The organism is Shinella yambaruensis, from assembly GCF_022899355.1.
GTDB lineage: Bacteria > Pseudomonadota > Alphaproteobacteria > Rhizobiales > Rhizobiaceae > Shinella > Shinella yambaruensis.
In genome coordinates, this window is sequence record NZ_JALJCK010000001.1 from 710,819 (window position 1) to 722,621 (window position 11,803).

Annotated in this window: 12 protein-coding genes; 4 read left to right on the forward strand and 8 right to left on the reverse strand. The window is 65.3% G+C overall.

What is annotated here, in order from left to right; translation table 11 throughout:
• Positions 1–5: 5 nt before the first annotated feature.
• The 8 genes from MUU56_RS03595 to MUU56_RS03630 all read right to left on the reverse strand — a co-directional run bounded on the left by MUU56_RS03595 (position 6) and on the right by MUU56_RS03630 (position 7,991).
• Entirely contained in the window at positions 6–1,142 is a 1,137-nt protein-coding gene (locus MUU56_RS03595; protein WP_244765923.1) for a GGDEF domain-containing protein, read from the reverse strand.
• A 131-nt stretch (positions 1,143–1,273) separates the two neighbouring features.
• Positions 1,274–1,891 (reverse strand): riboflavin synthase, encoded by a 618-nt coding sequence (locus MUU56_RS03600; protein ID WP_244765924.1) that lies wholly within the window; start codon positions 1,889–1,891, stop codon positions 1,274–1,276.
• Positions 1,891–3,180 carry a bifunctional diaminohydroxyphosphoribosylaminopyrimidine deaminase/5-amino-6-(5-phosphoribosylamino)uracil reductase RibD gene (ribD, locus tag MUU56_RS03605; RefSeq protein ID WP_244765925.1) on the reverse strand — a complete coding sequence of 430 codons (1,290 nt, stop codon included), beginning with the start codon at positions 3,178–3,180 and terminating at the stop codon, positions 1,891–1,893. The genes MUU56_RS03600 and ribD overlap by 1 nt, the downstream gene beginning before the upstream one ends.
• On the reverse strand, positions 3,181–3,660 hold the full coding sequence (gene nrdR, locus MUU56_RS03610) for a transcriptional regulator NrdR (RefSeq protein WP_244765926.1): 480 nt from the start codon (positions 3,658–3,660) through the stop codon (positions 3,181–3,183).
• Positions 3,661–3,669: 9 nt separating this feature from the next.
• Positions 3,670–4,968: a serine hydroxymethyltransferase gene (glyA, locus tag MUU56_RS03615; protein WP_244765927.1), complete on the reverse strand. Its 1,299-nt coding sequence runs from the start codon at positions 4,966–4,968 to the stop codon at positions 3,670–3,672.
• Positions 4,969–5,299: 331 nt separating this feature from the next.
• The gene (locus tag MUU56_RS03620; RefSeq protein WP_244765928.1) at positions 5,300–6,622 is read right to left on the reverse strand and encodes a L,D-transpeptidase family protein; all 1,323 of its coding nucleotides are present in this window, start codon (positions 6,620–6,622) and stop codon (positions 5,300–5,302) included.
• A gap of 287 nt (positions 6,623–6,909) precedes the next feature.
• Positions 6,910–7,422 (reverse strand): transcriptional regulator LdtR, encoded by a 513-nt coding sequence (gene ldtR, locus MUU56_RS03625; RefSeq protein WP_024270688.1) that lies wholly within the window; start codon positions 7,420–7,422, stop codon positions 6,910–6,912.
• A 131-nt stretch (positions 7,423–7,553) separates the two neighbouring features.
• Positions 7,554–7,991 (reverse strand): DUF6163 family protein, encoded by a 438-nt coding sequence (locus tag MUU56_RS03630; protein ID WP_244766010.1) that lies wholly within the window; start codon positions 7,989–7,991, stop codon positions 7,554–7,556.
• 155 nt (positions 7,992–8,146) lie between these two features.
• Here MUU56_RS03630 and hemB point away from each other — a divergent pair, with 155 nt between their 5' ends.
• The 4 genes from hemB to MUU56_RS03650 all read left to right on the forward strand — a co-directional run bounded on the left by hemB (position 8,147) and on the right by MUU56_RS03650 (position 11,782).
• Positions 8,147–9,163 carry a porphobilinogen synthase gene (gene hemB, locus MUU56_RS03635; protein WP_244765929.1) on the forward strand — a complete coding sequence of 339 codons (1,017 nt, stop codon included), beginning with the start codon at positions 8,147–8,149 and terminating at the stop codon, positions 9,161–9,163.
• 245 nt (positions 9,164–9,408) lie between these two features.
• Positions 9,409–9,873 carry an RDD family protein gene (locus MUU56_RS03640; protein ID WP_064329698.1) on the forward strand — a complete coding sequence of 155 codons (465 nt, stop codon included), beginning with the start codon at positions 9,409–9,411 and terminating at the stop codon, positions 9,871–9,873.
• Between the two features lie 151 nt (positions 9,874–10,024).
• Positions 10,025–10,789, forward strand: coding sequence for an arginyltransferase (locus MUU56_RS03645; RefSeq protein ID WP_244765930.1), 765 nt, complete (start codon positions 10,025–10,027; stop codon positions 10,787–10,789).
• A 78-nt stretch (positions 10,790–10,867) separates the two neighbouring features.
• Positions 10,868–11,782 (forward strand): DMT family transporter, encoded by a 915-nt coding sequence (locus MUU56_RS03650; RefSeq protein WP_244765931.1) that lies wholly within the window; start codon positions 10,868–10,870, stop codon positions 11,780–11,782.
• The last annotated feature ends 21 nt before the right edge of the window (positions 11,783–11,803 follow it).

Genomic DNA, 11,803 nt, shown 5'->3' on the forward strand with positions numbered 1-11,803 from the left:
CGCGTTCAGGCAGCGAGCGACACGCGGTTGCGGCCGTTGCGCTTGGACATGTAGAGCGCCCTGTCGGCGCTGCTGAGCAGGGAATCGAAGCTCGCGCAGTCCTTGCCGGCAAAGGCGATGCCGGCGCTGACGGTGCAGGTGATGGACCGCCCGCCGATCGGAATGAGCTTGCCGGCAAAGTCCTGGCGGATACGCTCGGCGATGCGCTGCGCGCGGTCCGGCACGGTCCGCTCCAAGACGACGACGAACTCTTCGCCGCCCAGGCGGGCGAGGCAGGCGGCCGCGCCGCAGGACTCGCGCAGGACATCGGCGAAGACCATGAGCACCGCATCGCCGGCCGCATGGCCGTACCGGTCGTTGACCGCCTTGAAATTGTCGAGGTCGAAGGCGATCGCCGCCTGGTGCTCCCCGACCGGAAGGACGCCGTAGCGATCGAAAAGCGCGCGACGGTTGAGCAGGCCGGTCAGCGCGTCGGTCATGGCCGCACGGCGGTGGCGGCCGGCGATGCGCCACTGGTTGAGCGCGAGCGACATGGCGCCGATGCCGGTAATGCCCATGATGGCGGCGATCAGGTTGAGGGTTTCCGCCCAGTTGTCCGGCGCATGACCCATGACCCACTTGCCGTCATGCAGCAGCACGGCGGCGCAGATCAGGAAGGAAGCGGCCGTCAGCAGATAGAGGATGACGATGCCGATCAGCGGCAGCGGCGCCTCCGCGCGGCCCCGCCAATATTCCCGCGCCGTCGCGACGAGGGAACCGGCGATCAGCAGGTTGAGCACGATGAAGCCGATTCCGTCATAACCGGCCGCCAGCGGAGGAAGCGCAACGGCAAGGCAGCCCGCGAGCACGGCGGCAATGCGCCGGCGCGCCCGCTTGCCGGAGCGGAACCGGTAGGCCGCGCCGTAGATGAAGGCAAAGCCGAGGAACTGCAGCGCGAAGGCAAGGCACCCGATCGCGACGCTCGCCTGGTCGATATAGAGACTGTAGACCGCGACGGCCGGCACGATGCAGCCGATGCCGATGGACCAGCTCAGGAGAAAGCGCTCGACGCGGGCGGACATCCACGAGGCGAACAGCGTGGCCGACAGGCAGAAGCCCGCCAGCCCGATCGCCAGCAGAAGGGTTTGGTAGTCAGGCGCCATGCGGCAGCGGTCTCCAACGGTCCGATGCCGCACACTACGGAGCAAGAGGTATCGATATCGTTACCTCACGGGCGGGCCGCAACGCGCGGCGGTCCCGATCGATGACGACGCCTGGGCGAGTCACGCCATCGTCACGCCTTCGGCGCCGGAAACTCCGCAAGCCGCGCTGCATAGCGCGCCATGGTGTCGACCTCGAAGTTGACGAAATCGCCCGCCTTGCGCTCGCCCCAGGTGGTGACGTCCAGCGTGTGGCGGATGAGGAGCACGTCGAAGACCGCGCCATCGACGGCGTTGACGGTGAGCGAGGTGCCGTCGAGCGCGACGGACCCCTTCGGCGCGACGAAGCGCTCCAGCCCTTCCGGCGCGCGGATACGGAAACGCGTCGCGTCGCCCTCGGCCTCGACGGAGAGGATTTCCGCCTTGCCGTCGACATGGCCCGAGACGATGTGTCCGCCGAGTTCGTCGCCGATCTTCAGCGAGCGTTCGAGGTTGATGCGGGTGCCGGGCATCCAGCCGGAAATGGTCGTCAGGCGCAACGCCTCCTCCCACGCCTCGACCTCGAACCAGCGGGCATTCGAGCCTGCCTCCGGCAGCGCCGTGACAGTGAGGCAGGTGCCCGAATGGGCGATGGAGGCGCCCATGTCGATGGTGGCGGGGTCGTAGCTGGTGCGCACGCGCAGGCGAACCCCCTCGTTCATGGGCTCGACCTTCTCGACCGTTCCGATATCCGTGACAATGCCGGTAAACATCAATCGTCTCTTTCGTATTCGTACAATCTGTCCGCGCCGTAGTGCGCCGTGCGGCGGAGCGAATAACCATCCGGCACGCGTCCGCACACACATGGGGATGCGACCCCGTCCTTGCCAATGGTCCCGGCCCCCTCGAACAGCGAGATCCGGTCGACGAGCCCGGCATCGAGGAAGGATTGCGCCGTGCGCGCGCCGCCTTCGACGAGCAGCGAGGAGATGCCGCGCGTGGCGAGCGCCATCAGCAGGTCGTCGAGCCGGCGCGGGTCGCAGGTCAGGATCTCGACGCCGGCGGCTTCGAGGGCCTGAGCGCGGGCACTTCGCATATCGGAGGCCGTGCCATCCATACCCCCCTCTGGCCTGCCGGCCATCTCCCCCTCAAGGGGGGAGATCGAGGAAGCAGCGTTCCCGTCCACATCAAACGTCGGTCCAGCAGGTGATGCAGATGACGGTGCGCGGGGATCAGGCTCCCATCCAATCTCCCCCCTTGAGGGGGAGATGGCCGGCATGCCAGAGGGGGGTAACCCCACACCCTTCGACGTCACGACGATAACCGGAACGTTCTTCGCCGTGCGCGCCAGCTTCGAGGCCGGCGGCAGCTCCAGCCGCGGGTCGAGCACGATGCGCACCGGCGAGCGGGCTTCCAGCCCCGGCAGGCGGCAGGTTAGCTCGGGATCATCGGCGAGCGCCGTGCCGATGCCGACGAGGATCGCATCCGTCTCGGCGCGCAGCACATGCACCTGCCCGCGCGGGACCGGCCCGGTGATCGCCACCTGGCCCGCGCCGAGCCGGCCGAGCATGCCATCGGCGGAAACGGCAAGCTTGAGAGTCACATAGGGCCGCTTCTTCGTCTGACGGGTGAGATAGGCGGCAAGCGCTGCACGGCCCTGCGCTTCCAGCACGCCCGTCTCGACGGCGATACCGGCATCGCGCAGCATCCCAAGCCCCCTGCCCGCCACGCGCTCGTCCGGGTCCGTCACCGACACGACGACGCGCGAAACGCCGGCGGCGATCAGCGCATCGGCGCAGGGCGGCGTCTTGCCGTGGTGCGAGCAGGGTTCGAGCGTGACATAGGCCGTTGCGCCACGCGCGGCGTCACCGGCCACGGCCAGCGCCTGCGTTTCCGCATGGGGCCGGCCGCCCGGGGCGGTGACGGCGGAGCCGACGACGACGCCGTCCTTGACGATCAGGCAGGCGACGGAGGGATTGGTGGCGGTGCGGCCGAGATTGCGGCGGCAGAGGCGGATGGCCGCTGCCATGAAGCGTGCGTCGTCTTCGACGGGGCCGGACATCTAGCCGTCGGCGCCCGGATCCCGGGCGATCTTGGCGGCGACTTCGGAGAGGATCTTCTCGAAATCGTCGACATGGGAGAAGTCGCGATAGACCGAGGCGTAGCGCACGAAGCCGACGTCATCGAGCGCCTTCAGCGCCTCCAGCACCTGGAGGCCGATCTCCTCCGAAGAGATTTCCGTCTCGCCGGAACTTTCGAGGCGGCGGACGATGCCCGAGACCGCGCGTTCGATGCGGTCCCGGTCGACGGGCCGCTTGCGAAGCGCGATCTCGAAGGATTTCAGGAGCTTGTCGCGGTCGAAGGGGGCCTTGCGGCCCGTCTTCTTGACGACCATCAGCTCGCGAAGCTGCACCCGTTCGAAGGTCGTGAAGCGACCACCGCAATCCGGGCAGATGCGCCGGCGGCGAATGGCGGCCCCGTCCTCTGCGGGACGGGAATCCTTCACCTGCGTATCTTCCGAACCGCAATAGGGGCAGCGCATGCCGGCTCCTTACATGTAGGAGTACATGGGGAAGCGGCCGGTGAGCGCCAGCACCTTCTCGCGCACCGATGCCTCGACTGCCGCATTGCCCTCGTCCGAATTGGCGACCTTCAGGCCGTCGAGCACCTCGACGATCAGGTTGCCGATCTCCTGGAAATCGGCCTCCTTGAAGCCGCGCGTCGTGCCGGCCGGAGTGCCGAGGCGCACGCCCGAGGTGACGAACGGCTTTTCGGGGTCGAACGGGATGCCGTTCTTGTTGCAGGTGACATAGGCGCGGCCGAGGGCGGCTTCGGCGCGCTTGCCGGTGGCGTTCTTCTTGCGCAGGTCGACCAGCATCAGGTGGTTGTCCGTGCCACCGGAGACGATGTCGAGGCCACCGGCCTTCAGCGTCTCGGCGAGCGCCTTGGCGTTCCTGACGATCTGCGCGGCGTAGTCCTTGAATTCCGGCTGCAGCGCCTCGCCGAAGGCGACGGCCTTGGCGGCGATGATGTGCATCAGCGGGCCGCCCTGCAGGCCCGGGAAGACGGCCGAGTTGATCTTCTTGGCGATGTCTTCCTCATTCGTCAGCACGATGCCGCCGCGCGGGCCGCGCAGCGACTTGTGCGTGGTGGTCGTGGCGACATGGCAATGCGGGAACGGCGACGGGTGCTGGCCGCCGGCGACGAGGCCGGCGATGTGCGCCATGTCGACCATGAGGTAGGCGCCGACTTCATCGGCGATCTCGCGGAAGCGCTTCCAGTCCCAGATGCGGGAATAGGCGGTGCCGCCGGCGATGATCAGCTTCGGCTTGTGGGTGCGGGCCTTCTCGGCGACATCGTCCATGTCGAGGAGGTGATCCTCCTCGCGCACGCCGTAGGAGACGACGTTGAACCACTTGCCGGACATGTTGACCGGCGAGCCATGCGTCAGATGGCCGCCCGAATTGAGGTCGAGGCCCATGAAGGTGTCGCCCGGTTGGAGCAGCGCGAGGAAGACGGCCTGGTTCATCTGCGAGCCGGAATTCGGCTGCACGTTGGCGAAGTTGACGCCGAACAGCTTCTTGGCGCGCTCGATGGCGAGCTCTTCCGCGATATCGACGAACTGGCAGCCGCCGTAATAGCGCTTGCCCGGATAGCCTTCGGCATACTTGTTCGTCATGATCGAGCCCTGGGCTTCGAGCACGGCGCGCGAAACGATGTTCTCCGAGGCGATCAGTTCGATCTCATGGCGCTGGCGACCGAGTTCCTTCTGGATCGAGCCGAAAATCTCCGGATCGGTATCGGCAAGGGAACGCGTGAAGAAAACGTCGGTAGCGGAAGAATTGCTCATCCTCGAGGCTCCTTAGGGTCAAGTGGCACGGTGTTTAGCGTCCTCGCATGGCAAGGGCAATATCCGCTCCACGGTTTGCGCCATTTCCGCGCGTGTTATGCGATAAAAACGACAAGGATCACTTGGCATGCCAGCCGCCCGGCCAGGTCCGAAAACCTCTCCTCCGTCATGGTCGGGCTTGACCCGACCATCCACCGCCGCGGGTGGGGACGTGGATCCACGGCTCGGAGGCCGAGGATGACGGTGGTGGACTGGCTAATGTTTGTCGGCAAGGAAAAGCCCCGCTTCCGCCAGGAAGCGAGGCCCGCGAAAACCTCGGACGGATCACCCTTTATTGCGGCAAGAGATCGCTCTCGACGGAGCGGCCGCCTTCCTGGTTGTAACCGGTCTGGAGGGCGAGTTCGGTGGCGCCGTCCTTCTGGTAGATGTCGTCGCGGAACTGCACGACGCGGTCCTTGGCCGACCAGGCGGTGATGTAGGTGAAGAAGACCGGCACTTCCTCGGCCAGCCTGATCGGCGTGTTGACGCCGCTCTTGATGGTCGCCTCCATCTGCCCGCGCGACCAGCCGGGCGTGTCCTTGAGCAGCCAGACCGAGAGGTCGCGCACGTTCTGAACGCGCACGCAGCCGGACGATTCGAAGCGCATCAGCTTGTTGAACAGGCCCTGCTGCGGGGTATCGTGCATGTAGACCTGGTGCTCGTTGTGGAAGTTGATCTTCGTCGAGGACATGGCGTTGATCTTGCCCGGGTCCTGGCGGAACATCAGGTTCGGGGCCTTCTCGGCGTTCCAGTCGACGGTTTCCGGCGAGACTTCGTTGCCGTTGCCGTCGAAGAGGCGGATCGAGTTGCGCGCAAGATAGGTCGGATCCTTGCGCATCAGCGGCATGATGTCCTTCTGGATGATCGAGCGCGGCGCGGTCCAATATGGGTTGAGGATCACTTCGTAGATCTTGGAGTTCAGCACCGGCGACTGACGGTCGATCTTGCCGACGATGGCGGTGTGGCGCGAGGCGACGCGGCCGTTCTCGACGGCCTCGATATAGGCGGCGGGGATGTTCACCATGACGTAGCGGCGGCCGAGGTCGCCGGACATCGCCTGCAGGCGCACGAGGTTGGTCTGGAGCTGGCCGAGGCGGGTGACGGCCGGAACGTTCAGCGCCTTCAGCGTATATTCGCCGACGGCACCGTCGGCCGGCAGGCCGTGACGGGCCTGGAAGCGTTTCACAGCGCCGTCCACGTAGGAATCGAAGGCGCCGTTCGTGCCGGCGGAACGCGGCAGGTCGCCGGAGATGATCAGGCGCTGGCGCAACTGCTGGACCGCCGGATCGGCGACGCCCATCTCCATCTTCTGCTGCGTGTTGACCGTCGGCCAGCCGCCATTGGAGACGATGTTCTGGTAGTCGTTGATCGCCTGCTGGAGATAGCCGGAGCTGCCGGAGCCGAAGATCGGGTTGTTGGAGACGACGGCGGTGGCGGTGCGCGATGCCTCGGCGTCGAACTGGTCGTCCCAGTTGCCGCGGCGCGGAGCGTTGAGGATGTCGTCGAGCGCTGTCTGGGCCAGCGTCGGGCCGGCCACGGCAGCGGCACCGAAGGTTGCAGCGGAGCGCAGGAAGGCGCGGCGCGAGAACACATCAAATCCGGTTTTGCGAGACATTGATCCTACCATCTCCTGAGCGCCGCAAAGAACGGCGAGGTGCGCACGGCACGGCGACCCCAAGGGTCCATACCCGATGCAGCTATCACGAACAGGGTTAACAAACGCAAACCGGCCCTGCCGCCCGCGCATACCTTAGCCCAGCGTCCGGGTGTCACAGCAATATGGCCAATTCGTGTCTCGGCAGGCGCGCCCGACCCTAAGCCCCCGCATGAAAACATGAAAAGCCGGACGCGCAGGGGACGCGGCCGGCTTTTGTGAAGGAGGTCGGAAACGGCGCCCGGAAATTACAGGCGGTAGAGGATCGAGTCGTTCCAGAAGCGATCGAGGCGCTGGAGCAGCTTGTTCATCTGGTTGAACTCGCCCTCGCCGATGCCGCCGACCTTCTGGATCGAGCCGATATGGCGCTCGTAGAGTTTCGCGACCGTCTCGGCGATTTCCTGGCCGCTTTCCGTCAGGCTGATGCGGACGGAGCGGCGGTCGATGCGCGAACGCTGGTGGTTGATGAAGCCGAGGTCGACCAGCTTCTTGACATTGTAGGAGACGTTCGAGCCGAGATAGTAGCCGCGCGAGCGCAGCTCGCCTGCGGTCAGTTCCGAATTGCCGATGTTGAAGAGGAGCAGCGCCTGGACGGCGTTGACATCCGAGCGACCGGCGCGGTCGAACTCGTCCTTGATGACGTCGAGCAGGCGACGGTGCAGACGCTCGACGAGGTGGAGGGATTCCAGGTAGAGATTGCGGATCGCGTCTTCCTGCGGATCGACGACGGGGGCCTGCTGCGGCTTCATCTTGGTGTTCATGGTTTACTGCCTCACTGTTTTGTTTGGCGGTGTGGTTTGTTTTCCCGCCTTGAGTGAGAACCTAACGAATGCATCTAAAATTCTACTTAAACCGCAGCCTTAACAGCGCCTTACCGGAAGGCGACCCTGTCTCACGGTGAATCAGTTCTTACCGTGCGGGCCTGCCGGCGGCGCTGGACGAAGAGCGCGATGCGGAAAAGAACGAAGACAAGCGCTATGGCGCCGTGGGTGAGAACCAGGAGCCGGTTGACGCCGAAGGTCGAGGGATAGACCTCGTGCATGGCGATCTCTGTGGCGGCCGCGATCAGCCAGATCACCGGCCCCCAGGAGACGAGAAGCCAGAGGCCGACGGCCGCGACGGGGAACAGCACGGCAAGCGCCGTATAGGCCGCCTTCCAGGCCGGCGGCAGCAGGTCGAAGCGCCCCTGCCCGCCGAAGGAGAAGCCCGTCAGCATCGCCCAGTATTGCAGCGCGAACCACAAAGAGACGATCGCCGCCAGCCGCAGGAAGAGGGCGAACAGCGTTTCGGTCAGGCTTGGTCTCGGGCCCTTGGCAGAATCAGCAACCATGGCGCGGACAGTAAGGGCAAGGCCGGCCGGCATAAAGCCCGTAACCGCGGTCATGCACGGCCATATGCCGCAGGCCCCTTGCCCGCGCGCGATTTGATTGCCGGGACGGGCGTGATATGGAGGCGGAAATCGCACGCGCAAGGGATGAAGACGCCATGACCGGCAGCAGGAACATCGTCGACGAGATCACCGGCCACCGCCGCATGCGGCGCAACCGGAAGGCCGACTGGACGCGCCGGCTCGTCCAGGAAAACCGCCTGACGGTCGACGATCTCCTCTGGCCGGTCTTCGTGGTGCCGGGCAGCAATATCGTCGAACCGATCACGGCCATGCCCGGCGTCAACCGCATGAGCGTCGACCGGCTGGTGGAGGCGGCGAAGGAGGCCGCCGACCTCGGCATTCCGGCCATCGCGACCTTCCCGAACGTCGAGATGCACCTGCGCGACGAGACCGGCTCGAACAGCCTGGCGGCCGACAACCTCATCAACGAGGCGACGCGCGCCATCAAGAAGGCGGTTCCCAACATTGGCGTCATCACCGACGTCGCGCTCGATCCCTTCACCAGCCACGGCCATGATGGCGTGCTGCGCGAGGGCGTCGTCGTCAATGACGAGACGGTCGAGCTGGTCGCGCGGGCCGCCGTCATCCAGGCCGATGCCGGCTCCGACATCATCGCACCCTCCGAAATGATGGACGGCCGCGTCGGCGTCATCCGCCGGGCGCTCGACGCCGCGGGCCATCAGAATGTCGGCATCATGTCCTATGCGACGAAGTTCGCCTCCGCCTTCTACGGTCCCTATCGCGACGCGATCGGTACCGGCGGCCTGCTGAAGGGCGACAAGAAGACCTACTACATCGACCCTGCCAACGGCACGGAGGCGATCCGCGATGCGGCGCTCGATGTGGAGGAAGGCGCGGACATGCTGATGGTCAAGCCGGGCCTTCCCTATCTCGACATCTGTTGGCGCATGAAGGAAGCGTTCGGCCTGCCGGTCTTCGCCTACCAAGTCTCCGGCGAATACAGCCAGATCAAGGCCGCCGCGATGAACGGCTGGATCGACGGCGAGCGTGTAATGCTGGAAACCCTGCTGGCGTTCAAGCGCGCCGGGTGCGACGGCATCCTGACCTATTTCGCGATGGACGTGGCGCGGCATCTGGCGAAGAAGGGCTGAGTTCCGCCATCCCCCCTCATCCGGCCTGCCGGCCACCTTCTCCCTGCAAGCGGGGCGAAAGGATATGCCGCGCCGGTTTCCCCAATCAATGCCGTTCGCAGGGCAAGTCCCCTCTCCGCTCGCGGGGAGAGGGTTAGGGTGAGGGGCAAACGCCAAATGAGCAGACCGCCGCCTTCGCTCGCACCCGTTGTTTTCTCCCGACACATCCCCATATGAAGGGCATGTTCCATCCAGGAGACAGGCAGATGAGTGCTGATTTCAACGAAACGCGGGTTCCGACGACGGACTGGCAGGCCTATCGCGGCGTGCTGTCGCGCCGGATTTTTGCGTTTCTGATCGACTATGCGATCGTCGCGCTGCTCTGGATCCCGGCCGCCGTCGTGGTCTTCTTCCTCGGCATCCTGACGCTCGGCCTCGGCTTCTTCCTCTATCCGGCGCTCTTCGCCATCGTCGCCATGCTCTATTTCGGCCTGACGATGGGCGGCCCGAGCCAGGCGAGCGCCGGCATGAACGTCATGGGCCTTGCGCTTGCCCGCGTCGACGGACGGCCGGTCGATTTCCTGACGGCGATCGTGCATCTCGTGCTGTTCTGGATCGGCAATGCGCTCCTGACGCCGTTCATCGTGCTCGTCGGCCTCTTCACCGATCGTGGCCGCCTGCTGCACGACCTGCTGCTCGGCACGGTGATGGTTCGCCGCGACCGCTATTGAGAAACGCGGGGGACGTCTCCCCGCCTTGCGCATGATCCGTTCTCCCTGTCGATTCCGGCCTGAAGGGTCATGCGCCAGTTGACCTTTTTTTGAACTAGGCCATGGTATCGGCATAGAAGTGTCACACAGCGACGGAGTCGCCCCACGGCCGATGAATACGCAGGCAACATCCTCTCCGCAATTCTATCTCACCGCGCCGGCGGCCTGTCCCTATCTGCCGCAGGAGATGGAGAGGAAGGTGTTTACCCATCTGGTGGGCGAGCGCGCGCCGGAGCTGAACGACCTCCTGACCCAGGGCGGCTTCCGCCGCTCGCAGAACATTGCCTACAGGCCCGCCTGCGAGACCTGCCGCGCCTGCATTTCCGTCCGCATCCTGGTCAACGAGTTCACCCCGCGCCGCTCCATGCGCCGGGTTCTGGCCGCCAATGCCGATCTCGTCTCGCACGAATACCTCGCCGAGCCCTCCAGCGAGCAATATTCCCTTTTCCGTCACTATCTCGACGCCCGCCACCAGAAGGGCGGCATGTCGGACATGTCGGTGCTCGACTATGCGATGATGGTGGAGGACACCCATGTGCACACCAAGGTCATCGAATACCGCCTGCGCGAGGAAGGCTCGGGCCTCAAGGAGCGTCCGCAGGGCGAGCTGCTCGCGGTGGCGCTGACCGACCGCATGGGCGACGGCCTGTCCATGGTCTATTCCTTCTACAATCCGGAGGTGGCGGACCGCTCCCTCGGCACCTTCATGATCCTCGACCACATCCGCCGCGCCAAGGCACTCGGCCTGCCGCACGTCTATCTCGGCTACTGGGTCAAGGGATCGCGCAAGATGGACTACAAGACAAAGTTCCTGCCGCAGGAGCACCTGATGCCGCGCGGCTGGGAGCGCTATAACGACGAGACGAACACCACCTAGCGCAAGTCCGACGACATCCTGTTCGCCTGAACTGCTTCAGGATATTGTATCCATCGCATTCCCAGATCCGGTCCTGCCGTGCCCCCGACAAACGATCCCGCCCTTCACCGCAAGGGCCTTCTCATCACCGCCGTTGGCGGCCTCGCCCTCTCCTTCGACATTCCGCTGATCCGTTCCGCCAATGGCGACGTCTGGTCGATGGTCGTCGTGCGGAACCTCTCGGTGTTCGTGATGGCGGTCGTCCTCTGGGCCTGCCTGAATTTCGTCCTGCACCGCAGGACGGTGCTCGTTCCCGGACGCATCGGCCTGCTGATCGGCCTGTGCTACGGCATCAACGGGCTGACATTCATGCTGGCGGTGTTCAACACGACGACGGCCAATGTCGTCTTCATCCTCGCCTTCACATCGATGTTCGCCGCCATCCTCTCCTGGATTTTCCTCGGCGAGCGCCCTGGCAATGCCACGCTCCTCACCATGGCCGCGATGGTCGCGGGCGTCCTTTTGATCGTGCATGACGGACTGTCGAGCGGAAACCTCTTCGGCGATGCCATGGCCGCCTGTTCGGCGCTGCTCCTGGCGATCTCGCTGACGCTGAGCCGCAGGAGCGGCGCAGACATGGGTTTCGTGCCGCTCGTCGCCGCCGTGCTGTCGGGCGTCATGGCACTCTTCTTCCTGCCGCCCGGCGGCCTTTCGATCGCCGGACCCGTCTACATCCTCTTCAACGGCCTCGTGCTCCTGCCCCTCGCCTTCTGGTGCCTGGCGACCGGTCCCCGATATCTTTCCGCCCCGGAAGTCGGCATGTTCTACCTCGTGGAAACGGTGCTCGCCCCCATCTGGGTCTGGATCGCCTTTGCCGAAACGCCCACCACCCAGACCCTGATCGGCGGCTCGATCCTCATCCTCGCGCTGCTTGCGCACTCGCTGTGGCAGATGCGCTCGAAAGCCCGCGCCGTCAGGGAAAGCGAGAAGGCGGAGTTTCCGTTTACGGGATGAATTGAAGCTCGGGACGCTTTA

Excerpts from the sequence above, each read along its gene's own strand:
- glyA (WP_244765927.1), bottom strand. The coding sequence starts at position 4,968 with ATGAGCAATTCTTCCGCTACCGACGTTTTCTTCACGCGTTCCCTTGCC.
- MUU56_RS03645 (WP_244765930.1), top strand. The coding sequence starts at position 10,025 with ATGAATACGCAGGCAACATCCTCTCCGCAATTCTATCTCACCGCGCCG.
- MUU56_RS03600 (WP_244765924.1), bottom strand. The coding sequence starts at position 1,891 with ATGTTTACCGGCATTGTCACGGATATCGGAACGGTCGAGAAGGTCGAG.
- hemB (WP_244765929.1), top strand. The coding sequence starts at position 8,147 with ATGACCGGCAGCAGGAACATCGTCGACGAGATCACCGGCCACCGCCGC.
- MUU56_RS03630 (WP_244766010.1), bottom strand. The coding sequence starts at position 7,991 with ATGGTTGCTGATTCTGCCAAGGGCCCGAGACCAAGCCTGACCGAAACG.
- ldtR (WP_024270688.1), bottom strand. The coding sequence starts at position 7,422 with ATGAACACCAAGATGAAGCCGCAGCAGGCCCCCGTCGTCGATCCGCAG.
- MUU56_RS03620 (WP_244765928.1), bottom strand. The coding sequence starts at position 6,622 with ATGTCTCGCAAAACCGGATTTGATGTGTTCTCGCGCCGCGCCTTCCTG.
- MUU56_RS03595 (WP_244765923.1), bottom strand. The coding sequence starts at position 1,142 with ATGGCGCCTGACTACCAAACCCTTCTGCTGGCGATCGGGCTGGCGGGC.
- MUU56_RS03640 (WP_064329698.1), top strand. The coding sequence starts at position 9,409 with ATGAGTGCTGATTTCAACGAAACGCGGGTTCCGACGACGGACTGGCAG.
- nrdR (WP_244765926.1), bottom strand. The coding sequence starts at position 3,660 with ATGCGCTGCCCCTATTGCGGTTCGGAAGATACGCAGGTGAAGGATTCC.
- ribD (WP_244765925.1), bottom strand. The coding sequence starts at position 3,180 with ATGTCCGGCCCCGTCGAAGACGACGCACGCTTCATGGCAGCGGCCATC.